The sequence below is a fragment of the Streptomyces sp. iso_384 genome, assembly GCF_056172905.1.
In genome coordinates this window covers 57,718-81,013 of record NZ_JBWBTT010000016.1, presented here as the reverse complement: position 1 = coordinate 81,013, position 23,296 = coordinate 57,718, and the positions used below count along the sequence as shown (strand labels likewise).

The 23,296-nt window shown below is 68.9% G+C and carries 21 protein-coding genes and 5 pseudogenes; 14 read left to right on the top strand and 12 right to left on the bottom strand.

Features of this window, described 5'->3' with window-relative positions:
* Window positions 1-933: 933 nt before the first annotated feature.
* From AC0VY3_RS36745 to AC0VY3_RS36735, 3 genes and pseudogenes are all read left to right on the top strand, one after another.
* Window positions 934-1,515, top strand: coding sequence for a DUF417 domain-containing protein (locus tag AC0VY3_RS36745; protein ID WP_475551856.1), 582 nt, complete (start codon window positions 934-936; stop codon window positions 1,513-1,515).
* Window positions 1,516-1,861: 346 nt separating this feature from the next.
* Complete coding sequence (locus AC0VY3_RS36740; RefSeq protein WP_475551855.1) at window positions 1,862-1,990, top strand: hypothetical protein; 129 nt, start codon at window positions 1,862-1,864, stop codon at window positions 1,988-1,990.
* 187 nt (window positions 1,991-2,177) lie between these two features.
* Window positions 2,178-3,196, top strand: a pseudogene (locus AC0VY3_RS36735) (IS3 family transposase).
* A 214-nt stretch (window positions 3,197-3,410) separates the two neighbouring features.
* Here the strand turns inward: AC0VY3_RS36735 and AC0VY3_RS36730 are convergent.
* Window positions 3,411-4,280, bottom strand: coding sequence for a helix-turn-helix domain-containing protein (locus AC0VY3_RS36730; protein WP_475551854.1), 870 nt, complete (start codon window positions 4,278-4,280; stop codon window positions 3,411-3,413).
* 181 nt (window positions 4,281-4,461) lie between these two features.
* On the opposite strand from AC0VY3_RS36730, the gene AC0VY3_RS36725 reads away from it, so the two are divergent.
* The 4 genes from AC0VY3_RS36725 to AC0VY3_RS36710 all read left to right on the top strand — a co-directional run bounded on the left by AC0VY3_RS36725 (window position 4,462) and on the right by AC0VY3_RS36710 (window position 7,492).
* Window positions 4,462-4,752 (top strand): hypothetical protein, encoded by a 291-nt coding sequence (locus tag AC0VY3_RS36725; protein WP_475551853.1) that lies wholly within the window; start codon window positions 4,462-4,464, stop codon window positions 4,750-4,752.
* 323 nt (window positions 4,753-5,075) lie between these two features.
* Window positions 5,076-5,333, top strand: a complete 258-nt coding sequence (locus AC0VY3_RS36720) for a hypothetical protein (protein WP_475551852.1) — start codon at window positions 5,076-5,078, stop codon at window positions 5,331-5,333.
* Window positions 5,334-5,345: 12 nt separating this feature from the next.
* Window positions 5,346-6,598, top strand: a protein-coding gene (locus AC0VY3_RS36715) for an IS3 family transposase (RefSeq protein ID WP_475551825.1) whose coding sequence is annotated in 2 segments (ribosomal slippage) — window positions 5,346-5,628 and window positions 5,628-6,598 — 1,254 coding nt in all. Because the reading frame shifts where the segments join, the coding sequence is not laid out codon by codon here.
* A gap of 39 nt (window positions 6,599-6,637) precedes the next feature.
* The gene (locus tag AC0VY3_RS36710) at window positions 6,638-7,492 is read left to right on the top strand and encodes a M20/M25/M40 family metallo-hydrolase (RefSeq protein ID WP_475551951.1); all 855 of its coding nucleotides are present in this window, start codon (window positions 6,638-6,640) and stop codon (window positions 7,490-7,492) included.
* A 42-nt stretch (window positions 7,493-7,534) separates the two neighbouring features.
* Here the strand turns inward: AC0VY3_RS36710 and AC0VY3_RS36705 are convergent.
* From AC0VY3_RS36705 to AC0VY3_RS36685, 5 genes and pseudogenes are all read right to left on the bottom strand, one after another.
* A pseudogene (locus tag AC0VY3_RS36705) lies at window positions 7,535-7,987 on the bottom strand (transposase); the annotation flags it as partial.
* 156 nt (window positions 7,988-8,143) lie between these two features.
* Window positions 8,144-8,842 (bottom strand): polysaccharide deacetylase family protein, encoded by a 699-nt coding sequence (locus AC0VY3_RS36700; protein WP_103510795.1) that lies wholly within the window; start codon window positions 8,840-8,842, stop codon window positions 8,144-8,146.
* Between the two features lie 248 nt (window positions 8,843-9,090).
* A complete protein-coding gene (locus AC0VY3_RS36695; RefSeq protein WP_103510796.1) occupies window positions 9,091-9,444 on the bottom strand; it encodes an STAS domain-containing protein in 354 nt (117 codons plus the stop codon).
* A complete protein-coding gene (locus AC0VY3_RS36690; protein ID WP_103510797.1) occupies window positions 9,441-10,724 on the bottom strand; it encodes a PP2C family protein-serine/threonine phosphatase in 1,284 nt (427 codons plus the stop codon). Before AC0VY3_RS36690 ends, AC0VY3_RS36695 begins: the two co-directional genes overlap by 4 nt.
* A complete protein-coding gene (locus AC0VY3_RS36685) occupies window positions 10,721-11,524 on the bottom strand; it encodes an alpha/beta fold hydrolase (protein WP_103510798.1) in 804 nt (267 codons plus the stop codon). The genes AC0VY3_RS36690 and AC0VY3_RS36685 overlap by 4 nt, the downstream gene beginning before the upstream one ends.
* A gap of 116 nt (window positions 11,525-11,640) precedes the next feature.
* On the opposite strand from AC0VY3_RS36685, the gene AC0VY3_RS36680 reads away from it, so the two are divergent.
* Both AC0VY3_RS36680 and AC0VY3_RS36675 read left to right on the top strand, forming a co-directional pair.
* A complete protein-coding gene (locus tag AC0VY3_RS36680) occupies window positions 11,641-12,045 on the top strand; it encodes a MarR family transcriptional regulator (RefSeq protein WP_475551851.1) in 405 nt (134 codons plus the stop codon).
* Between the two features lie 713 nt (window positions 12,046-12,758).
* Window positions 12,759-13,166: a hypothetical protein gene (locus tag AC0VY3_RS36675; protein WP_238363735.1), complete on the top strand. Its 408-nt coding sequence runs from the start codon at window positions 12,759-12,761 to the stop codon at window positions 13,164-13,166.
* Window positions 13,167-13,453: 287 nt separating this feature from the next.
* Here AC0VY3_RS36675 and AC0VY3_RS36670 read toward each other — a convergent pair whose 3' ends face one another.
* The 4 genes from AC0VY3_RS36670 to AC0VY3_RS36655 all read right to left on the bottom strand — a co-directional run bounded on the left by AC0VY3_RS36670 (window position 13,454) and on the right by AC0VY3_RS36655 (window position 16,398).
* Window positions 13,454-14,041, bottom strand: coding sequence for a GNAT family N-acetyltransferase (locus AC0VY3_RS36670; protein WP_011029029.1), 588 nt, complete (start codon window positions 14,039-14,041; stop codon window positions 13,454-13,456).
* Window positions 14,042-14,095: 54 nt separating this feature from the next.
* Complete coding sequence (locus AC0VY3_RS36665; RefSeq protein WP_011029030.1) at window positions 14,096-15,076, bottom strand: sugar kinase; 981 nt, start codon at window positions 15,074-15,076, stop codon at window positions 14,096-14,098.
* Entirely contained in the window at window positions 15,073-15,750 is a 678-nt protein-coding gene (locus tag AC0VY3_RS36660; protein WP_011029031.1) for a bifunctional 4-hydroxy-2-oxoglutarate aldolase/2-dehydro-3-deoxy-phosphogluconate aldolase, read from the bottom strand. Before AC0VY3_RS36660 ends, AC0VY3_RS36665 begins: the two co-directional genes overlap by 4 nt.
* A 492-nt stretch (window positions 15,751-16,242) precedes the next feature.
* Complete coding sequence (locus tag AC0VY3_RS36655) at window positions 16,243-16,398, bottom strand: hypothetical protein (RefSeq protein ID WP_181010980.1); 156 nt, start codon at window positions 16,396-16,398, stop codon at window positions 16,243-16,245.
* 117 nt (window positions 16,399-16,515) lie between these two features.
* Here AC0VY3_RS36655 and AC0VY3_RS36650 point away from each other — a divergent pair.
* From AC0VY3_RS36650 to AC0VY3_RS36630, 5 genes and pseudogenes are all read left to right on the top strand, one after another.
* Window positions 16,516-17,652, top strand: a pseudogene (locus AC0VY3_RS36650) (ISL3 family transposase).
* Between the two features lie 400 nt (window positions 17,653-18,052).
* On the top strand, window positions 18,053-18,832 hold the full coding sequence (heR, locus tag AC0VY3_RS36645) for a heliorhodopsin HeR (protein WP_258047272.1): 780 nt from the start codon (window positions 18,053-18,055) through the stop codon (window positions 18,830-18,832).
* Window positions 18,833-18,846: 14 nt separating this feature from the next.
* Complete coding sequence (locus AC0VY3_RS36640; protein WP_475551850.1) at window positions 18,847-18,975, top strand: transposase family protein; 129 nt, start codon at window positions 18,847-18,849, stop codon at window positions 18,973-18,975.
* An 11-nt stretch (window positions 18,976-18,986) separates the two neighbouring features.
* Window positions 18,987-19,781: pseudogene (locus AC0VY3_RS36635) on the top strand (ISAs1 family transposase); the annotation flags it as partial.
* A gap of 283 nt (window positions 19,782-20,064) precedes the next feature.
* A pseudogene (locus AC0VY3_RS36630) lies at window positions 20,065-21,478 on the top strand (ISAzo13 family transposase).
* Here AC0VY3_RS36630 and AC0VY3_RS36625 read toward each other — a convergent pair.
* On the bottom strand, window positions 21,417-21,884 hold the full coding sequence (locus tag AC0VY3_RS36625) for a PhzF family phenazine biosynthesis protein (protein WP_475551950.1): 468 nt from the start codon (window positions 21,882-21,884) through the stop codon (window positions 21,417-21,419). The pseudogene AC0VY3_RS36630 and the gene AC0VY3_RS36625 sit on opposite strands and share 62 nt — an antisense overlap.
* Window positions 21,871-23,124, bottom strand: coding sequence for a VanZ family protein (locus AC0VY3_RS36620; RefSeq protein WP_103510801.1), 1,254 nt, complete (start codon window positions 23,122-23,124; stop codon window positions 21,871-21,873). The genes AC0VY3_RS36625 and AC0VY3_RS36620 overlap by 14 nt, the downstream gene beginning before the upstream one ends.
* Window positions 23,125-23,296: the final 172 nt, after the last annotated feature.

Genomic DNA, 23,296 nt, shown 5'->3' with positions numbered 1-23,296 from the left:
CCCCGGGATCCCGGGGCGACCCCCACGATGCCGCCCTGCCAGGCACCCCCACCGCCGGCAGGACGCCCGCCCCGGGACCTCCACCACCGCCAGGCCATACGGAAGCCGCTAGCACAGCTCATCCATCCCCGCAGAGCCTCGGGGCGCACGTCCATCTGGTCGGCGATACGCTTGATCGCGCCGGCCCGGCCGACCGGGTCCTTATGGACCCCGCCGGCCAGATGCCCATCGACGCGTGCGCCATCACCATGCTCTCCAGACGGGCCATAGTGCATGCCAAGGCGCGGCGACGGCTGCGCCAGCGATCGATGACCGATGTGCCCCGGAATGGACCGGGCAGCTTTCGGCCGGATGAATTGCCGCGATCACCCCGCCGGGCCGGCGGGTGGCGGGCCCGGCGGACTACGGGGCGTCCCGGATGACTGGGAGAGGGCCGAGGTGGAGTCGGCGCGTAGACCCGGGGAGGCGGCTGTCCGACCTCGACAGAACAGGGCTGTTCAGCGGCCTGATCGGTCGGGAGCTCCGCCGGGTCTGCGGGCCGGAGGTCCAGCGCTGCGACTCCCCGCACGCTGAACCCGGCCTCCGCACGATCCGCACGCCCGCTTCTCCGCCTGCAGCCCCGATGCAACATGGCTCGAATGCGCTGGCTCCCACCAGCCCCGAGGGGCAAGGCCCTTGACGGCTTCCCGACCCTCCTCCGCATGGTCTAGACCAAGCAGCGAAAGAGGCGGTTGGCAACGTCGATCACGTACCAGCCCCGTCTCGTCCCCGTACCTGGCCACGACACCGGGCCCGAGCGTCGACCCGGAATTCCGGCACCCCCGCCCATGGTCCGGCCCCCACCGATCCGCGAGATGACCCGGGTTGCCCGACGGGCCGCGCGGGCCACCCGTGCACGTTTCCCACCCCCACAGACACATCGGGAGATCGCACATGAGCAGCAGCACCGTAGAGCCGATCCTGCCCCCGCCCGACCGCAACCCCGAACCCCCGCCCTGCGAGGCCCACTTGGCCCACGCCCATCACCACCCCACAGCGAGCCGACGGCCTCGGAGCCGACTGGCCGACCTGGCCGGTCTGGTCGACGCGCACGCCCTGGCCCTGCTGAGGGCGACGGTCGGCATCGTCTTCGTCGGCTTCGGCGTACTGAAACTGTTCCCCTCGGCCAGCCCGGCGGAGCAGCTGGCGGTCGACGCGGCGGCGAAGATGACCCTGGGCCTGGTGCCGGAGACGGCGCTGTTGCCGTCCCTCGCGGCACTGGAGACGGCCATCGGGATCGGCCTGATCGTCGGCCGCCGCCTGCTGCGCCCCGCGCTCGTCGCGTTCTTCCTCCACATGGGCGGCGTGTTCTCGACCCTCGTCCTCCTCCACGACGCGATGTGGCAGCCTCACTCCCCCGCCCCGACCATGGAGGGGCAGTACGTCGTCAAGAACGTGGTCCTGGTGGCGGTGTGCCTGGTGGTGGCCGCGAACGAACGGGGCCGGCACCCCCGGCCACGACGTACGGCCAAGTGAGCGGGCCGGGTCGCCGGAGCGCACGACCGCGCTCCGGCGGGCCCCGCCCCACCCCGTCACCCCTGCCGACGAGGCGGCGGTACGGGCATCAGCCGATGTGGACCGGCACCTCGACGAGCTGGTGCGGGGCAGCGAGCCGGAGAGCTCCAAACCAACCCCCTCAGCTGACCGTTTCGGAAGAAGTTCACTTGTGCGGCCGGGCAGTTGGGTCAGTGCCGGGCAGAATTGTGATCGTGTCGGATGATCTTGTGCCTGCTGACTCATGGGAACGGGTGGCCCCCTTGCTCCCCTGCGCGTCCGCCGAGGCGCCGGAGGCATCCCGGTCGTCTACCGGTAGACGACCGGGATGCCCGCGCGGGATGGTCTACGGGCTGCGCAAGAGAGCGCGAGCTGGGCGGATGCGCCGTTCGCCGACCTCAAGCAGACTCTGCTGTGCGCTCTCTCCACCGTACTCCTGGTCGGCCTGGTGGCCTGATGCCCGGCTGGCCCTGGGCCGACCCCGCCATTGGCGCCATCACAGTCGACGAAGGCCACGACGCCTGGCAGGGCAAGGGCTGCCGCGGGCACACCGCTCACCTCCCTGCTACGAGTGAGCTGTACCGAGATTTGTGGAGTCCCTGATGCCAGGGTTACGGTCCTGGCGAAGGAGATCCACCAGCACCATGGCAGCACCCCGTAAATATCCGGACGAGCTCCGCGAGCGCGCGATCCGCGAGGTCCGCACCACCGGCCGCCCCATCGCCCACGTTGCGAGGGACCTGGGCATCCACAAGGAGGCCCTGCGAGGCTGGGTCCGCCAGGCCGAGGCCGACCGCGGCGAGCGGGACGACCGGCTCACCACCGCCGAGCTGGATGAGTTGAAGCAACTCCGCCGGGAAGTGGCCGAGTTGCGGCGGGCGAACGAGATCCTGAAAGCCGCCTCGGTGTTTTTTGCCCAGGAGATCGACCGTCCCCGGACGAGGCCGAGCAGGTGATCGACCACCGGATCACCCGCGCGCTTCGACGCCAAGGCATCGTCGTGGCCCGCTGCACGGTCGAGCGGCTGATGGCCGAGCTGGGCCTGGAAGGTGTCATCCGTGGCCGGCGCCGCCGCACAACCGTCCCGGAGCCATCGGCGCCCCGGCCGCCGGACCTGGTCGACCGCGACTTCACCGCGAGCCGGCCTGATCAGCTATGGGTGGCGGACATGACGTATGTCCGCACCTGGTCGGGGTGGGCGTATGTGGCGTTCGTCCTGGACGTGTACTCGCGGATGATCGTCGGCTGGCAGGTCGCGAACCACATGCGGACCGAACTCCCTCTGGACGCCCTGGAGATGGCGCTCTGGCGGCGCCGGATCAAGAAGAACTCCGGACTGATACACCACAGCGATCGCGGGTCGCAATACGTATCAATTCGGTATACCGACCGGCTCGCCGACATCGGTGCCTCCGCCTCCGTCGGATCGGTCGCGGACTCGTATGACAACGCGATGGCCGAGGCGCTGAACGGGACCTTCAAGGCCGAGCTGATCGAGATGCAGGGTCCCTGGAAGGATGTCGACCAGGTCGAACGGGCCATCTTCCAGTGGATCGCCTGGTACAACGAGGAGCGTCTTCACTCCGCGCTCGACTACGTTCCGCCGGCCGAGTACGAAGAAGCCTTTTGGCGGAGCCAGGAGCAAATCCCGCAGTCCGCCTGAACCAATCAAGATCGGACTCTACGAAACTCGGGGCAGCTCAGAGTGCTGTAGCAACCTGCGGTTGGGCTGGGGAGTGCAACTGCTGCTGACAACCGCTCCGCTCGTGCGGGTGAAGGAAGTCGGTCGTGGGACTGGCAGCCCCGGTGCTCTGATGCCGGTGACGGGGCAGGACTTCACCGAAGGCCAGTCGGAGGGTTGCCCCGGCCCTCTGTCGTCAGTGGGGTGTGTCTTTTCTGGTCCGGATACGGGTGGTCGGGGGATGGGCGAGGGAGGCGGCGGCGTCCATGGCGGCGAGGTAGGTAAGAACTACATCTTGTTCGTCGGTGACTGTTGCGGTTTCCGGGTGCAGGCCGCGGACGATGAGCCGGTCGCCGAGCTGTCGGTGGGGGTAGCGCATGATGTCCGCAGCCCCGCTGAGCAGCAGCGGGTGCGGTCCGGCCGATGCGGGGATCACCTGCACAGTTACCGTGTTTCGGTGCTGGGCCAGGCTGTCCAGATGGGCGAGCTGCTCGTCCATGACGCTCTGGCTGCCGACTGCCCGGTCCAGGACGGCTTCCTCGATCACGGCCCACACCTGTACGGGATGGCCTGCGCGGTCCATGGTGTGATGCTGCCGCTCCCGGAGTAGCCGGAGCCGCCTGCTGGTCTCCTCCTTACCGGCCCGCGGGTGGCGCAGCTCTAGAAGCACGCGGGCGTAGCCGGGGGTCTGGAGCAGTTCGGGGATGACGCCGGGGGCGTAGGTGCGGATCATGCTGGCGGCTGTCTCGAGGTCGATCACTCCGGCCAGGTGGTCGGGGAGAATGTCGCGGTAGGGGTGCCACCAGCCTGGCCGTTTGGCCTCTTCCAGGGATGTGAGCACACTCTCGATCTCGTCGTCCGGTGTCCCGTAGAGACGCAACAGGACAATGAGTGTTGCCCGGCGTGGGACGGTCTTGGCCAGCTCCAGTCGGCTGAGTGTCATGTGGTGCACGCCCAGAGCTGTGGCGGCGGCCTCCATGGTCAGGCCCGCGGCCTCGCGTCGGGCCCGCAGATCGGAGGCCAGCAGGCGCAGAGCAATGGTGGGTCCGGAGCGAGGCCGAGACACGGCAGGGATCTCCCTCTCGTCGAAACCGCACGGGTACCACGGATTCTTCCCTGTCCCGTACTGGTGCACTCTGCAGGGTTGCAGAGTGCGGCAAGACCTTCCATAGTGGACTAGACCAAACGGCCGTAAAACCTCTCCCGGCCGTCTCCGTGCAGGAGTGGAGGTCGCCGTGTACGTGTGCATGCCTGCAACCCCCGGCTCGATCAGACACATCAGGCGCATCGTCGACGCCGAACTGCGCCTGCGGGATTGCCCACCCGACCAGATATCCCAGGCCCAGCAAATCGTCGCCGAGCTGGTCGCACCGTTCTGCCTCGATGCCGACGTGCTCCACTACGGCCTCACCATCCAGGCCTCCCCCGACACTCCGGGAGGGCACACAGTGAGCGTCGGGGCGCAGGGAACGCACGTGCGCCGCGACCTGCCCATACCCAAACCCCGCCCTCCCCTGGACGACCACCCCCGCCCGTGAAGCAACATCCCCCATGAACCTACTCCGGGAAGCGGAAGGCGGCGGAGCGTAGTGGCCCTTCTGCAGCTCAGACGTCACGACGCCAAGGGGCGGGGCTGAATGGCGGCCGCGCGCCCCGTCCGGCCGTACGCCCGCATCGGCCCGCACCACACGAACACGCCCAGCCGGCTGCCCACCATGCGGCAGGCGGCGCCGCCCATCGGATCACAGCCGGGCCCGCAGCCGAATACGGCCGCCGGCCCGGCTGAAGCACACCACAGGCGGCACTGAACAGCCAGGAGCCGCTTCGGTCGCATCCGGCTACGCTGCTAGATTTCCGTTTCATGAGCCGCACACCCCATCCCTCTACACCATCCACACCCTGGGAGCCCGAGGTTCTGGAAGCCGTCCGCGCGACTCCTGCACCCTTCTACGCCGTGGCCTGTCCGACCCCGGAGGGTGGCTGGCGCGTCAGCCTTCTCGAGGGTGACGAATGCGCCGTCCGCGATTCCTTCGCCGCCTCCGACCTGAGAGCGGCCGACCTCGAATTGCAGCGCAACGGATTGAACCGTTCCGGGTTCGGTAGAGACTCGATTCCGTGAAAGGATTGAGTCATGGCACGTCCCTCCTCCTATCCCTCTGAGCTGCGCAAACGAGCGGTCCGTATGGTCGCCGAGGTCCGTGGTGACTATCCGAACGAGTCGGCCGCCTTGAGGGCGGTCGCCCAGAAGCTCGGGATCGGTTCGGCCGAGACCCTGCGGAACTGGGTGAAGCGGGACGAGGTCGACTCCGGGCGACGGCCGGGGACGACCACGGAGGAGTCCGCGCAGATTAAGGCGATGAAGAAGGAGATCGCCGAACTGAAGCGAGCGAACGACATCCTCAAGGCTGCGGCAAGTTTCTTCGCGGCCGAGCTCGACCGGCCACACACACGCTCGTAGCGTTCATCGACGAGCACCGGGACCGCTTCGGCGGTGTCGAGCCGATCTGCCGCGTGCTCACCGAGCACGACTGCAAGATCGCCCCCTCCACCTACTACGCGGCGAAGAAGCGCGCCGCCGAACCCTCGGCCAGGCGGGTGCGCGATGCTGCCCTCAAGGAGTTGATCACCGAGGTCCACGAGGCCAACTTCCGCGTCTACGGCGCCAGGAAGGTATGGCGCGAGCTGCACCGCCAGGGCCACCCCGTAGCCCGGTGCACCGTCGAGCGCCTGATGCGGGAACTCGGCATCACAGGCGCCGTCCGCGGGAGAAAGATCATCACCACGACCCCGGACAGCGCCGTCGAGCGGGCACCGGACCTACTGGACCGCAACTTCGTCGCGGCCGCCCCCAACCGCTGCTGGGTCGCCGACTTCACCCACGTCAAGACCTGGTCGGCAGTCGTCTACGTCGCCTTCGTCGTCGACACGTTCTCCCGCCGGATCGTCGGCTGGTCCGCCGCTACGTCGAAGGAGACCAGACTCGTCCTGGACGCCCTGGACATGGCCCTGTGGCAGCGCGACCGCGACGAACAGCCCCATCAGCGGGGCGAGTTGATACATCATTCCGATGCCGGGTCGCAGTATACGAGTTTCCGGCTCGCCGAGCACTTGGACGCCGCCGGCATCGCGGCCTCGATCGGCTCCGTCGGCGACGCCTACGACAATGCCCTCATGGAGTCCACGATCGGCCTGTTCAAGACCGAGCTGATCAAACCGGGGCGCCCCTGGAGGACGCTCTCCCAGGTCGAGCTGGCCACCGCGGAATGGGTCGACTGGTACTGCCACCGCCGCCTCCACGGTGAAATAGGGCACGTCCCACCCGCCGAATACGAGACCAACTACTACCTCACGATCACGAAACCCCAGGTCACAACCACAATCTGAAGTCTCTACCGAACCCGGGGCGGTTCAGCCGGCAGCGCCCTGGGTTCGCGCTACCTCGTGCGGCACCACCGAGAGCTGTTCGACGGCTGTGCCGAAGCGATCAGCGAGGTCGGGGGCTTCTCCGTCCCGGTGAGTCCGCAGCGCCGCCTGTACCTGATCGAGACCGCGCAGAAGGGGCTGCACTGGCTGCGCCTGGTAGCCGAGGGCCGACCGGGGCACGGCTCCATGCTCCACACCGACAACGCGGTCGCCGAACTCGCCGGTGCGGTGGCCCGAATCGCCGCCCACCGCTGGCCGCTGGTGCTCACCCCCACCACCCGCGCCTTTCTCACCGAAGCCGCGGAAGCGTTCAATATCCCGTTCGACCCCAACTCTCCGGACCCTGCCCAGGTGCTGGAATGCCTGGGCCCTCTGGCCCGACTGGTCGACGCCTCCTTCCGCCACACCGCCAATCCGACCCGGCTCTCGGCCGGCTACAAAACCAACGTGGTGCCCGGACGGGCCGTGGCGGAGATCGACGGAAGGTTCCTGCCGGGCCAGGAGGACGACTTCGAGCGCACCCTGGCAGAACTGGCAGGCCCTCGTGTCCGGCTGGAGACGATCGAACGTGACGAGGCCGTCACCGCCCCCTTCGACACCACCCTGGTCGCAGCGATGGCCACCGCACTGGCGAGCGAGGACGAGGGCGCGAGAGCGGTCCCCTACTGCCTGTCGGCAGGCACGGACAACATGGCTTTCGCCACACTCGGCATCAACGGCTACGGATTCGTGCCACGACGCCTGCCGCCCGGGCTTGACTTCTCGGCTCTGTTCCACGGCATCGACGAGAGGGTTCCCCTGGCATCCCTCGACTTCGGCGTGCGCGTACTCGACGAACTGCTCACCCAGTACTGAATACTGAACTACTGGGATTGAACGCATGGTGTGTGCTGTTGGTCAGGCGGGTTTGATGGTCAGGCCGGTCTCGGCGAGACAGCCGTCCATGGGTGGCTGCGGTGGTGGATGTGCCGAAGGCCGCGGTGGATACGTTGGATGAGCTGTTCGGGGTCACTGAAGGCGACGTTGGACAGCTGGGGGCCTGGTCCCCTCGACGGGGTTGAGGTCGGGTGCGTAGGGCGGCAGGCAGCAGATCGGCGGCCAGTTCCGGGATGCGGCGAACGCCCGCAGGCCGGCGGCCGGGCGGACGCTCAGGTTGTCCCGGACGAGCACGATCGGGCCGCCGAGCTGCTGGTGGGCGGCGATCAGCCAGTCCCGGTTGCCAGGCCAGGAGAAGCACTTACGTCCATCGTCCCGGCGCGGCCGGTAGTTCAGCCAGGACCGGTGACCGGGCCTGTAGCAGGTCGGCTCGGCGATGGATATCCGTCCGCGGGAACGACCTCGGCCCCGCAGCGGTGGAGGTTCCGGCCTCGCCCTCCAGGACAAGCCAAGGTCCACGGGCCGCGGGTGATGGCGCGCGAGCGGGTCGCCAGTGTCGGCTCGGTGGATCGCGCGGGACACCTGGCTCGGTGGCCCGGGTCGGGAGCGCTTGCCCATGAGTCCGATGTCTCAGGCGACGTACTCCCGCAGCGGCGCGGGCTTCAGTCCGGCCTGCTCGGCGAGGTCGAGGGCCCGCTTGAGGTCTTGTTCCAGGGTCTCGGTGAAGTGCAGCAGGATGATGTCCCCGGCCTTCAGTGTGGGGGCCGGTGGGGTCACCGAGCCCCAGGTGGTGAGGTCGTGGGTCCAGGTGACGAGGCCCTCGGCCCCGCAGGCGCGGGCGGCGGTCCGGGTGGCCGTGTTGCAGACCCCGTACGGCGGGCGCATCAGCCGCGGTCCGTCGCCGAACTCCGCGAGGTGCTGGTCGCGCGCGCCGCACAGCTCGGCACGCTGTCCGGCGGCGTCCAGCGTGGTGAGGTCGGGGTGGTTGATGGTGTGGTTCTCGACCCGCGAACGGCCGTGGTCGAGCAGGGTGTGGAAGTAGCCGGAGTCGTACGAGTACGCGCCCGGCAGAACGAACAGCGAGGCGGGCACCCGGCGGTCGAGCAGCAGCTTCGCGGCGGCCGGGTCGTGGAACCAGCCGTCGTCGATGGTGATGAACACGACCGGGTCGGTGGTTTCGACGTGCGAGAGGACGGGGACGGGGTCCGGCCAGGCCGCGGCCGGGGTGGGAACGGCCTGGGCGGAGCCGGCGAGCGCGCCGAGCAGCGCGACGGGGACGAGTGTGGCGAGCACACCGCGCAGGGCGCGGTACAAGTAGGGTCTCAGCATGGCCGAAGCATTGGCTTAGACCAACTGGCCTGTCAATGATCGGAGTTCTCCACGAACCGGACCCTCATCCACCCTGCCCCACCACAACGGCCGCACCGAAGGCGTCAACATCCGCACCAAGAGGATCATGCGGCAGATGCACGGCCGCGCAGGATTCGACCTCCTCCGCCACCGCATCCTTCTATCGTGACAACGGAACGTCACCACCGACTACGGAACAGAGCCGAACGTTTTACAGTCCCACCTGGTCAGGAAGTCGCGGAGCGGAGGGCCATCGCAGCAGAGGTATCTGGGTGGATGGTGAAGACCCGGTCCAGGCCGACGATGCGCAGGATGCGGGTGGTGTTGGCGGGTACGGCGGCCAGGGCTATGTCGCATCCCGCTTCGATGGCCAGGTTCCGGGTAGCCAGCAGTGTGCTGATGCCGCTGGAGTCGCAGAATTGAAGGCCGCCGAGGTCCAGGAGGAGCAGCTGTCCCCCGGCCCAAGGCAGGTGGTCGACGGCCTTGCGGAGTGCGGGCGCTGTCGCGTGGTCGAGGTCGCCGGTGATTTCCAGTACGGGGCCGCTGAGGGTGCCTCGGGTGGTGATCGTTAGCGGGCTCATCCCCGGTCTCCGCTCGCTGGGATGGGGAGCGGGGCGGGCACGCCGAGGGCGAGCAGCGCGGTGTCGTCGTCGAGTCCGTCGCCGAAGCCGGTGATCAGCCCGGTCAGGGCGCTGATCAGTGCCTGCGGGCCCGAAGGCGGCTGGTCGGCGGTGAAGGCGCGCAGTGCGTCCTCGCCGTACAGTTCGCGCTCGGGTCCGATGCGGGCCTCGGTGAGGCCGTCGGTGTAGAGGAGCAGGGTGTCGCCGGAGGCGAGCTGTGTGCGGGCGGCGGTGAACTGGACCTTGGGAAGGATGCCGATGAGCATCCCGCCGGGGGTGGGCAGGTAGTCGACGCTGCCGTCCGCGCGCTGGATCAGCGTGGAGGGGTGTCCGCCGGAGGCCAGGTGTACCTCGACCTGCCCGTCGCCGGTGTGCAGGGTGCCGTAGATGGCGGTGCAATAGCGGGTGTCGCCGCTTTTGTACCGCTCGTGCAGGACGGTGTTCAGGGTAGTCAGCACGGTGACGGGGTCGGGGTCGTGCAGGGCTGCGGTGCGCAGGGTGTAGCGGGTCAGGGAGGTGACCGCGGCGGCCTGGGGGCCCTTTCCGCAGACGTCGCCGAGGAAGAACGCCCACCGGTCGGCGCCCAGGGGGAACAGGTCGTAGAAGTCTCCGCCGAGCAGGTCCGGGGAGGCCGTGTGGTAGTGGGCGGCGGCTTCCAGACCGGGGACGGTGGGCAGCTGGGCGGGCAGCAGACTCTGCTGAAGGACGGCGAGGGTTTCCTGGAGCCGGTCCCGGGCGGCTTCGGCCTGCCGACGTGCTTCCTCGGCCGCCTTGCGGCTGCGCAGCAGTTCCTTCTCGTAGGACCTGCGGTCGCGGGCGTCGAAGACGGTGGTGCGGATCAGCATCGGCTCGCCGGCTTCGCTGGTTTTCACCTTCGAGGTCACCAGCACCGGCATCCGCTGCTTGCCGGCGGATTTGATCTCCAGGGCGACGCCGCTGATCTCGCCCTCCATCTGCAAGGTCGGGGCGAAGTGTGTCTCATGGTAGAGCTTGCCGCCCGCCGTGAGCAGATCCGTGAACCGCATCCTCCCCACCACCTGCAGCCGCTGCAGGCCCAGCCATTCCAGCAGCGTGGTGTTGATCTTCGCGATGGTGCCGTCCATCAGCGTCGACAGATACCCGCACGGAGCCTGCTCGTACAGCTCCTCCGCGCTGTCCTCCAGCAAAGAGGTGAAGACCGCGTCCGTGGCATCCACCTCCGGCTCTTCGTCCGTGCCGCCCTGATCGGTACGGCACATCATCCAGTCGCCCCGACAAAGCTGGTGATCGCCGCGGCGGTGGCCTGCGGTGCGCTCAGCTGTGGGCAGTGCCCCGTTGCGTCCAGCGTAACCAGACTGCTGCCGGGAATCGCGGCGTGTACGTAGGCCCCGACCTCACGCGGGGCGATCACGTCCTGCTCGCACTCCAGCACCAGCGTCGGCACCGCCACCGAACTCAGATCCTGGCGGCTGTCGGACAGGAACGTCGTACGGGCGAAGACCCGCGCCATGTCCGGATCGGTCGCGCAGAACGAGGCCGTCAGCTCCTCGCCGAGTTCCGGCCGGTCCGCGTTTCCCATGATGACCGGTGCCATCGCAGCCGACCAGCCCAGATAATTCGACTCCAAAGACTCCAGCAGCTCATCGATATCGTCTGCGCTGAACCCGCCCCGGTACCCGTCGTCATCGATGTAACAAGGAGAGGGGGCCACCATCACCAGACGGGCGAACCGCTGCGGCGCCTTCGCCGCAGCGAGCACCCCGACCATCGCACTGACCGAATGCCCCACAAAGGTCACATCCCACAGGTCCAGCTCCTCACACACCTCCAGCACATCCGCCGCGTAACCTTCCAGCGAGCTGTAACGCCGCTCATCCCAGGCCGAAGCGTCCCCACGGCCCGAACCCACATAGTCGAAAAGCACCACCCGATAGCTCTCAGCCAGGGTGGGAAGCACCAGACGCCACATGTTCTGATCACAGCCGAACCCGTGCGCCAGCAACAGCACCTGCCCATCCGCGCGGCCGGTGACAGTGACGTTGTTTCTGCGACGGATATCCACACCCGCCAGTATCCCATCACTCTCCCCGCCCCCGTGATCCTGGCTGTAGAGACCGCCCTCAACCTCGGGGTCAAGCTCCCACTCCAGATCCGGCGCTACGTCCAGGAGGTCAAGGCGTGACCACCACCAGCGACCTGTCGATGACCCACCCCGTCTACACCCTCAACCTCACCGCCGCACAGCGCTCCGTCCTGGAATGGCTCACCCAGAACGGCGGCCTCTTCACCACGCTGGAAGTCGACATCGAGCAGATCGCGGAGGACTGCTCGACCTCGGTCGGTCACCACAGTCCACGACGCCCTCACCGCCTCACCAACCTCCGCCTGGTCCAGCGCCCCGACGAGACCACCCTCTACCGCGTCAACCCCCGGTTCTTCTTCGCCCAGAACCCGGAACTGGCCCAGCTGGCCATAGACGCCCTGGAAGCGCCCGACGTCCTGCCCGACGCCCGCGTCGGCCGCCCCCGCCGCACCTCCCCCGCCGACGCCCAACGCCGCCGCCAGGTACGCATCCGTCGGTGACGCGTACGACTGTCAGCTCCTTCACCACATCAGTTGCGCCTCACCCGCGCCCGCTGGGTAGGTCGAATGGCGGCACGGACACCACCTGCTGAGAAGGCGCTGGCCGTGCCAGCGAGAATGCTTGTGTCCCACGCACCGATGGATGTGCCACGACGTCTCACGAACGGGCCCCGAGCCCTCTTTCTGTGTCATCCGCGCTGCGGGGGCGGCGGTGCTGGTTTCGGAAGCATGGTCACCCGCGCCGGGCGGTGGATCGACCAGCGCTCCTCCCGGCCGGAGGACCTCACCGAGCTGCTCCAGGCCGCCACCGGGACCGACCGGTCGACCGAGAACCCCTTTTTCTGACCGACCGGGCGTCCCGCTGCGGCGGGACGCCCCGGTTTCTGCCGATGCCCCCGCGGGGCCGGACGCCTGCGGCTTCTACCGGCGATCCGCGGCCGGGCCAAACTCCGGATGCGCCGGACCCTCTACCAGGTGCCCCGCTTCCTGCGAATCCTCCATCCTCCCAGCTCTGGAGACTTCCTTGCCTACTCCGATCACCATCACGTCCGAGTTCAGCGGCAGCGTCGTAGCCAAGGGCGCCGCCGATGACCTCTCCGTGCAACTCATCCGGCACGCCGGTTTCAAGCAGATCGACGACTGGCACGGCCGACGCCATCGCCTTCCCACCACCACTCCGCTCAACCGACCAGGCCGCCATCGCCACTCACGCGGTGCTGCGCGCTGACGCGCTCCTCTATCTCCTGTTCGGCATCCTCGGCCCCGCCATGGCTTTCGCCTCCCTCGCCTGGCTGACCGGAAATCTCACCAACACCTGCGTCGGGAGCGGGACATGGGCCCCCTTCCGCGTCACGGACGCGCTGCTGCACCCGGAGGTGATGTGGCCGGCCTTGAGCACCAGCATGCTGACGGTCGGCGCCCGCGTCGTCCCCGCCCTGTTCACCGTTGCCCTGGTCGTCACCGCTGCCGTGCTGTGGGTGCGCTGGCGTGCCGGGTCCAAGTCCGGCCTCGCCCGCAAGGCGGACCTGGCGCCGCTGCTGGACAAGGAGATCGTCGCCAAGGCGAAGAGCCTGCGCCCGTCCCTGGGCGGCCGGGAGAGTAAAAGAGGTCCTGCCCGCTGACCGCGCCATCCTGCTCGGCACCCTCGATCCGTGGATCAGCGCGATGAAGTCCCGCTCACCCGTGCTGCGACGTTGTCCTCTGCCCGAGGGGCGAGTCCGCAGACGGTGGCAGAGCCGGGTGTGGGCTTCCGGCCGTATCGCGATCAGCCCAGTCACCGTGCGCCATGGCTCACCCCGGGAACGGCACCCTGGTCCCCACCTTCCAGCGCTCCATGCCCGACCCGGTCGGGAACGCGGCACTGCGCATCCTGCTGCCGGTCGTCGAGGTCCGTGACGCGGCCGACGGCTCATCCGGCACCCGGCCGACGGGGAGGCAGTCCCTCCGCGACGGCGTCGGCACCGCTCCGGGTTGCTTCATGCCATTCATCTTCGATGATGCTGAACACCAGGGAGTCACGCCAGCCGTCCCGGATCCATGCCGTGTGCCGGTGGCGCCCCTCGTACGTCATGCCGAGCTTCGTCAGTACCCTGGAGGAAGCCTGGTTCCGGGGATCGCACGTGGCGCGGATCCGGTGGAGTCCCCACCGGTCGAAGCCCAGCGAGAGCAGTGAGCGCCCGATCTCCGTGCCGATGCCCTGTCCCCACACCCTCGGATGCACGATGTAGGAGATTTCACCCTGGCGCTGTGTGTGACTGCGGACATGTAGGTCGCCCATGCCGACAACGGCGTTCCCGACGCGCGCCACGTGGGCCAGCCTCCGCGGCCTTATGTGTGTCCAGGCTTCGGCCGCCGCCCTCACGAAATCGCGGGTCTGCTCCTCGGTGTTCGGCCCCCAGGGCTGGAAACGGCAGGCGTCGGGCAGGCCGGCCCACGAGTGGACCGCCAGCCAGTCGGTGAACACGATCCTGTGCAGAGTCACCGGGCGTCGGCTCATGGGCGGATCGTCTCAGCGGGAGCCGAGTGGGTGGATGGTTTCACGGGCACCCGCTCATCGCAGGACGTCTCCGGTCGTCAGGAAGGTCTCCAGCTCACTGCGGGTCGGGAGCAGTTCGCAGTCGCCGGGGACGGACACAGCGTAGGCGCCCATGGCGCAGGCCGTCCGGAGCCGTTGGACGGGGCCGGCTCCTCGCAAATGTTCTGCCAGGTATCCGGCCACGAACGCGTCGCCGGCCCCGACGGTGTCGACGACGGGAACGGACAGCGCAGGTTCCTCGTGGATCGCGCCGTCGATGTGCGCGGTGCATCCCCGGGCGCCGGTCTTCACGACGGTCTCCCCCGGCCCCGTCGCTGCCAGGGCATCGGCCAGGGATTCAGGAGCGTCCGCCTCTGAATCGAGGACGAGTTGGGCTTCCTCGATCCCGGCGAAGACGATGTCCGCCTCCGCGACGAGCCGTCGCAGCTCTCGCCGGGCGGTGTCTCGGTCCCAGAGCTTGCTGCGGTGGTTCACGTCGAGGCTGACGCGTACGCCGTTCGCCTTCGCCGCGGCGACCGCGTCCCAGGTGGCTTGGCGGGCGGAGGCGCTGAGGGCCGGGGTGATACCGGTGAGATGGAGGATCGCGGCCCGCCGGATCTCCCCGACCGGGATGTCGTGCGCGGTGAGGCGGGAGCCGGCCGATCCGGCGCGGTGGTAGTCGACATGGACCACGGTGGCGGCGCGGTGGTGGCGGACCATGAGGCCGGTGAAGGAGGTGTCCCGGACCGCCACGGTCTGGATGCCTTCGGCCCTCATGCGGCGTCCGACGAGATCTCCGGCCGCGTCGCTTCCCACGCGGCCGATCCAGGTGACCGGGGCCCCGAGGCGCGCGGCACCGATGGCCACGTTGCTCTCGGCGCCGCCGATACCGAAGGTGAAGTCACGTGCGTACTCCAGGGTGCCGATCGTGGTCGCGGTGACCAGCCCCATGGTCTCGCCGAAGGTGAGCAGACCGCCTGCGGCCTGTGGTCCGAGTCCGGCACGGGAGTCTGTCACCGGGCGGCCCTGCCTTCGGAGACGGCCGCGATGGCTTGGCGGCAGCGGGCCGCGAGGTGGTCGTCGGCGCCCTCCGTCGCCGCCGTGCCGATCAGGGGCGTGCCAAGGCCCACGGCGGCGACTCCGGCCGCGATCCATGCCGGGATGCCGGTCAGGGAGATGCCGCCGGTGGGGATGAGGGGGATGCCGGGAAGCGGACCGCGCAGGTCGGAGACGTACCGGGGCGAGACGGCCGAGGCAGGGAAGAGTTTCACGGCGGGTGCGCCGGTACGGCCGGCGGCGTGGATCTCGGTGGGTGTGAGCGCGCCGGGGTAGGCGGCCACGCTTGCGGCGCGGGCGGTACGGACGACGTCGGGCACCGCCACGGGCGAGACGAGGAATCGGGCACCGGCATCGACGCAGGTCTGCGCCTGGCCGACGGTCAGGACCGTCCCCGCCCCGATGACCGCCTCTGGGCCGTAGGCGGCCGTGAGCTCACGAATGCACCGCAGGGCGCCGTGAGTGGTGAGGGTGATCTCGATGGCGTGGATCCCGGCGTCGAGCAGCGTGGCGGCGATCGCGGGGAAGTGCTCGGCGGTGGGGGCGCGCAGGATCGCGATCAGCCCACGGGACGTGATCTCCGTGGTGATCGGGCATTCCGGCCGCGCGGGCGCCGGGTCGTCGGCTCGGGTCATTTTCGCTTCATGTCCTGTTCTGGAGTGGATGCTTCGCTTCGGGGACCGGCTCTCGTGCGGGCGGCGTGCACCAGGGAGAGATGGGCAGGAGGCCGCCTCCCGGCGGCTGCGGGGACGCCCGTACGGGAGAGCGGCTGCCGCCGGACTCGCGTCCAGGCGGGCGGCCCTGGAAGCCGGTTCAGCCCGTAGTACCGTGCTGGGCGGTGCCGGGCCTCCTGGTCCGAGGCCCGGCACCGGCTCGTCCCTCAGGTGTGGGTGACCTGGAGCTGTTGGCCTCGATATACGCCCCGGCCTTGAAGTGGCCAAGTGCCCGCTGGACGTCTGGAAGACGCCGTTGTAGTGCACCGCCGTCGACCTGCGCGCCGACGACGTGCGCTCTGGTGCTCGGCAACTTGTTGGAGACCTCCCGAAGGCGAGGGTGTGCGTGCCGGTTCGAATCGGTGACTGCCCGCCATACCTCGAGGTGTGGCGGGCAGAGCTGCTCCGGCCCTGTCAGGGGGCGCTGATTCCGACGTCGGCGGAGTTGAGCGGCTTGTGGACCACGGTGCCGGTGGACAGTTCGTCCGCTCCGACATCGGCCGTTCCACTGCGTGACTGACCGTCCATGTCATCGGCGAGGAAGCTGTAGCTACCCGACGCGGTGTTCACCGCGGGGCTACCGGTGCCGAGGCGGTAGACCTCACCCTGCTGGGTCTGTCAAACGAGCGGCTCTGTCTCACATTCGGTGGTGACTCTGTGTGGTGAAGGGTCGTTGATATCGATGTGATGGATGTCAACCAGCTTGTGCAGATGGTCTTTTCGGGGATATCTCCGCTGGTCATTGAGGATGTGGTCGCCGAGGGTGAGCGGGTCGTGGTGAGGGCGCGGACTCCGCAGAAGACCGCGCCCTGCCCGGTGTGCGGGGCGTCGTCGGGGCGTGTCCACGGTTATCACTGGCGGACCGTGGCCGACGTACCGGTCGACGGCCGACGAGTGGTGGTCCGCGTACGGGTGCGGCGTCTGGTCTGTCCCCCACACGGCTGCCGTCACACCTTCCGCGAGCAGGTGCCCGGGGTGCTGGAGCGTTATAAGCGACGCACCACCCGCCTGACCGCGCAGGTCAAGGCGGTAGTCAAGGAGTTAGCGGGCCGGGCAGGGGCGCGCGTGCTGGCGATACTCGCGGGAGGTCTGTCGCGTCACACGGCTCTGCGTGCCCTGTTGCGGATCCCGTTGCCCACGGGACGGGTGCCCCGCGTGATCGGCGTCGACGATTTCGCTCTGCGCCGGCGCCACCGCTATGCCACTGTGGTGATCGACGCCGAGACCCATGAGCGGATCGACGTCCTGCCCGACCGCACGGCTGACACCTTGGAAGCCTGGCTGCGCAAGCACCCGGGCGTCGAGATCGTGTGCCGTGACGGCTCGGCGACCTACGCAGAGGCCATCCGCCGCGCTCTGCCCGACGCAGTGCAGGTCGGTGACCGCTGGCATTTGTGGCACTGTGCGAAGCCGTCCTGAGCGAGACCAAGGCCCTTGGCTTCACGGGCTGCCTCAACCTCCTGCACAAGGACATCAACCAAGGCCGAGCACCACGACCTCCTGGCCCGACTCACCTCCGCCTGCCCCGAGTTGACCCAACTGGCAACCTACATCAGGATCTTCGCTCTACTTCTGAAGCCTCAGCCAGAAAACGCTGATGCACTCGACCCATGGGTCGCCCAGGTCCGCGCGGCCGATCTGCCGTATCTGCACGCCTTCACCCGCGGTCTCGAGCGAGACCGCGACGCTGTGATCGCCGCATTCACACTCCCGTACAGCAACGGACCGACCGAGGGCGTCAACACCAAGACCAAGCGGATTGCCCGCCAGATGCGCGGACGAGCAGGCTTCACCCTCCTTCGCCACCGCATCCTCCTCGGATAACACCACGCAGAGTCACCACCGAATGTGGGACAGAGCCGAACGTTTTACAGTCCCAGCCCCCGGTCGTTGTTCGTGTGTGCCGTTGGCTGACGCGCAGTGGGCGCGAATCGCGCCGTTACGGCAACTGGCGAGGCGTCTACAACCGGCTGCGGATGTGGGCCATCGATGGAATCAGCCGTGATCACTTCCGTGCCGTTGCGCAACCGCAACTCGCAGCCACACGGTCCCGGGGGAGATCTCGGTGGGGAGGGTCCACGGGCCGTCCGGAGACCAGCGGGGCGACTTTACGGGCGCCACTCGGGCGACTTTCCGGCGGGGCGGTGGCGTGAATGCCGTGATTCCCGGCCGGACGGGTACGACCATGCTGACGTACCGCGGCGCCGGCCACTGGGGAGGAACTGTGAAGCGAGAGGACGGCACATCGGTGGCCACAGGTGTCACCGCCGAGCGCCTCGCAGGGCTCCGCAGGTGGAACCTGGGGCTCACGCTGCTGCACCTGCTCCAAGCCACGGCCATCGTCCTGCTCGCCGGAAGCTTCTCGATCACCGTTACCTCCTCCGTTCCCGGGCCACCGGGAACGGCAGCGCCCGCCCCGGAAGCATTGTTCGACGTGCCGATCGGCTGGGCCGTCGCCGCCTTCCTCACCCTCGCGGCAGTGGACCACCTGCTGACGGCGACGGTGTACCGCGGCATCTACGAACGCGATCTCAGTCGTGGCATCAACCGTTTCCGGTGGCTGGAGTACGCGCTGAGCGCGACTCTGATGGTGCTCCTCATCGGCTTCTACTCGGGCATTACCAGCATCAATGCCGTCATCGCCGTCGTCGGCGCCAACGTCGGGATGATTCTCTTCGGCTGGCTCGAGGAAGTGATGAACCCGCCGGGGCGGGCGAGGACCAGGATGCTGCCGTTCTGGTTCGGGGCGCTGGTCGGCGTCACGCCGTGGGTCTCGATCGCGTATAACATCGTCGCGGCCGAGGCCGTCCCCGGCTTCGTGTACGGAATCGTTCTCGTCCAGGCCGTCCTCTTCTTCAGCTTCGGTCTCAACCAGTGGCTCCAGTACCGCGGAGTCGGCCGGTGGTCCGTCTACGCATACGGTGAAAAGGCCTACCTGGTCCTCAGCCTCGTGGCGAAGTCACTCCTGGCGTGGCAGATCTTCACCGGCTCGCTGACTGACTGATCCTCTTTCAACCTGTGGAGCAGCTGGCCGAGGTGCCCGACCCGCGTGACCCACGCGGGGTGCGCCACCGCCTGGCCGTCGTACTCGCTCTCCCTGCGTGCGCGGTGCTGGCCGGAGCGACCTCGCTGCTTGGCGGTCGGTGAATGGATCGCCGATGCCCCGGGGTGTCTACTGGAACAGGTCGGCGCCGACCCCGATCCGCTTCTGCCCAGGCGTGGTCCTGCCCGCCGAGACCACGGTCCGCCGACTGCTGGTCCGCATCGACGGCGACGCACTGGACCGGGCGGTCGGACGCTGGCTCGCCGACCGACGCCCGAAGGCGACCGGGCTGCGCGGCCTCGCAGTGGACGGCAAGAGTCTGCGCGGCGCGGCCAAAGCGAAGGGCCGCAAAATCCACCTGCTCGCCGCACTGGAGCACGCCACCGGCCTGGTCTTGGCCCAGCTGGACGTCGGCGAAAAAGCGAACGCGATCACCTGCTTCCAGCCGCTGCTGGACACCGTCGCCGGCCTGGCAGGAACCGTAGTCACCAGCGACGCGATGCACACCCAGCGCGAGCACGCCGACTACCTCCTGGCTCAGGGCGCGCACTACATCGTGATCGTCAAGGGCAACCAGAAAAAGCTGCGCCGCCAGCTGAAATCCCTTCCCTGGAAAGACATCCCGCTTCAGGGACGCACCCGGGGCATCGGCCACGGCCGCTCGGAGATCCGCCGGATCAAGGTCACCACCGTCAACAGCCTCCTCTTCCCCGGAGCCCGCCAGGCCGTTCAGATCAAGCGCCGGCGTACCGACCGCAAGACCGACAAGACCACCGTCAAGACGGTCTACGCCGTCACCAGCCCGACCGCCGAGCGGGCCACCGCGGCCCACCTCGCCCAACTCGTCCGCGATCACTGGAAGAGCGAGGCCCTGCACCATGTCCGCTACGCCACCTTCGCCGAGGACGCCTCCCAGCTGCGGACCGGCAACGCGCCCCGCGCGGTGGCCACCTGGCGCAACCTCGCCATCGGAGCCCTCCGCACGGCCGGAGTGAAGAACATCGCGGCCGGCCTCCGCCACAATGCCCGCGACCCTCGCCGCCCCCTCACACTCCTCGGCCCCGGATGATCACGAACCGGACGTCATGCGACTACGCCGAAGCCCTGGGACCTGCCGATCAATAACTCTTCGGTTTTCGTGGGCTGTTGGGTCGTAGGATGCAGGGGTGTCGGAGGGGACGAAGGCGGAGCTGGTGGATGCGTTCGGGCTGTTGCTGCCGCATCTCGATGAGCGCCAGCAGCGCCTGGCGCTGGGCGCCGCGGCTCGCGTTCTGGGCCACGGCGGGATCCGCATGGTGGCTGGAGCGGCCGGGGTGGCGGAGTCCACGGTGTCGCGCGGGAAGCTGGAGCTGGAGCGCGCGGAGGAACCCGCTGGCCGGGTCCGGGCACCGGGCGCGGGTCGGAAGCCCTTGAGGGAGGCCGATCCGGGGCTGGTGCCCGCGTTGCTGGCGTTGGTCGAGCCGGACCAGCGCGGCGACCCGGAATCTCCGCTGCTGTGGACGGTGAGGTCCACCCGGAATCTGGCGGCCGAGCTGACGCGCCAGGGGCACCGGGTCGCTTCGGACACGGTGGCCACGCTGTCGAAGGCGGAGGGCTTCTCCCTGCAAGGCACCTCAAGGACCACCGAGGGCGCCCGGCATCCGGACCGGGACGCCCAGTTACGCTACATCAACGACCAGGTCACCGAGTACCTCGCAGACGGGCAGCCGGTCATCAGCGTGGATGCCAAGAAGAAGGAGACGCTGGGCAACTACGCGGTCATCGGACGCGAATGGCATCGCGCCGGGCAGCCGGTGCAGGTCCGCGCGCACGACTTCCCCGAGAAGGGTGCCCAGAAAGCGGTGCCGTACGGGATCTACGACATCGGCGCGGATACCGGCTGGGTGTCGGTGGGCTGCGACGGGGACACCTCTGCCTTAGCGGTGGCCACTTTGCGCCGCTGGTGGAACGGTGAGGGGCGCCGCCGCTACCCGCACGCTTCTCGCCTGTTGGTCACCGCCGACGCCGGAGGCTCCAACGGCTACCGTGTGCGTGCCTGGAAGAAGGACCTCGCCGATTTCGCCTATGGGCGTCACCGTCCCTGACACCGTCATGGAGCGCCTGCCCCTGACGCCGCACGAGTGGCACGGCACGTGGAACTACACGTTGCGCCCCGAACCGCTTGCTCCTGAACCGCCACCGCCCAGCGCCGAGTTCGGGCGCTTTCCCGCCGGGGACAAGCTCCCCGCCTGGCTGCGGCACCCCAGCCTCACCGGACTCGAGCCCGCCGCCTTTGACGATCTCGCCGTTCGCTACCGAGCCTGGCGTACCGAGCACACGCCGATCTTCCTGCCCGGGAAACGCCGCGACGGCGGCCCCAGCGCCGGCGGCAGACGGCTCTCCGTCTCCGACCAGCTTGTCGTCTTCCTCCTCAGGCGGCGCTGGTCCATGACGAACGCCGTTCTCGCCGAGGCGACCAGCCTGGCCAAGAGCAGAATCGGCGCGGCCCTCCAGGAGGTCGCCCCCGTGCTCACCGCGCTCGGGCACAAGGTCCCGGCCGGCGCCCTCACCGTGACCACGGCACAACAACTCGCCGCGATCGCCGGGCACGACCCCACTCTCCCGTAATCCCCACCAAGATCGACGATTTATTGATCGGCAGGCCCCTGGTCACGGCCCGGACGGTGGCCTCGTCGGGCAGGACCGTCAACAGATCGCGGAGCGCACCGGTGCGGAAGGTGGCCTCCGGCCTCTCTCCCAGAGCCTCCGACAGGCCTTCCGGTACGGGGGCTTGGGTGCCGGGTGCGGCCGGGAAGTCGAGGGTGATGCTGCCGTCCGCCTGTGTGTGCGCGGTGAGGATGCCGCTGTAGCGGCTGCGGAAGCGCAGCGCTCCGTCAGTTCCTCGCTCCCGGCGTAGTGTGTGCGCCGTGGCCAATGTGGCATGGCCGCACAGGTTGGTCTCGACGAGCGGGGTGAACCAGCGGATCTCCCAGGCGGCCTCCGCCCGGTGGCGAGTCCTCTCACGGAGAGCGATCCGGCTCCTGCGCGGTGCCGGTCTCCACGCTGTTCGCCCGCCGGCTGGGTGCCGGGGCGGGAGCGGGAATCTCCGGGCTCCCCGCAGGGAAAGGTGTCCGCGCCGGAGAGCGCGAGGGCATGTCCGGGGTGGGGTGGTTGAGGACGTCGAACCAGCGCTCGTACCAGGCACGCCGGTCGCGCCGGAGCATGACGACCAGCGGCGGGGAACCCCAGACGACCACGGCCGCGAGCAGGGCCACGTACGGCAGGAGAGCACCCGCCCGGTCGGGGAGGGTGAGGGTTCCGGTGTGGTGGGCGATGGCCAGCCAGGCGAGGGCGAGGGGTGAGTAGCGGGTCCAGGCGCGTGCGGTCATCCGCCAGAGCCCCGGCCTGCTGCCGTCGGGCCGGGCCAGGCGCAGGAGTACGGCGCGTTTCCCGGGGGTGGTGGCGAAGATGACCGGCAGGATCCAGAACCACACGAATCCGAGGGCGGCGCCCGCGGGGAGTGCGTAGCGGCGGCCGGTGGGCCAGTCGGTGGCGACGGCCAGGAGACCGGTGGTCAGGGTCCAGACGACGAGCCAGCCGGCGAGGTCGGTGAGGAAGGCCAGGGCGCGGCGGGTGAGGGTGACGCGATGCCCGTAGCGGGTGCGTTCGCGGTCGGGGTCGTTGGCGGGCAGCGCACGGGCCAGGGGCCCGGCGATCAGCCAGCCAGCGATGGCGCCGGCGGTGTTGAGGCTCAGGTCGTCGACGTTGAACTGCCGGTAGGGGCAGGCGTAGACGAACCACAGACCTGTGTACTGGGTGGTCTCGAAGAACAGCGAGGTGGCCAAGGATACGACCGTCGCGGGGAGCAGCCGCTGCCGGAAGTAGTAGCGCAGGTAGACGCCGAGCGGAAGCAGGAGTACGGCGTTGAGGAGCGTGGTCCAGGTGGAGCCGAGTCCGGCCAGGGTGCTCACGGACCAGTCGCCGCCGGAGGCGGAGGCGATACGGGTGTGGAAGGCGAACGGCTGGAGCTGCGGGCTCTCCGCGTACCGGATCGTGGCGCAGTGCGCGTCGGTGTCCGCCGGGAGCGGCATGACGGTCTGCAGCACCGCGGCCAGCAGGTAGAACACGAAGCTGTAGAAGACCAGGACCGGCCAGCCTCCGGCCCGCCCCCGGCGGCGATAACCGTGGACCGCCGCGGGAGACAGGATCAGAGCGGCGAGGAGCGGGAACAGCGTCATTGCGGCCTCGACGGGCAGCAGGTAGGTCCGGAACACGACAGGCGCCTTCCACGGCGCCACGCGCCGCGATCACAGGAAGCAGAGGGTCGGAAGAGAGGGCCGGAAGGGGAACTTGAGCGGATCCGGCGGGCGCCCCACGGGGTGAGGTAGCTTCCCGCAACTGGCCAGGCCACGACCTGGTGTCCTACTTGGCCATGGTGTCCCGCAA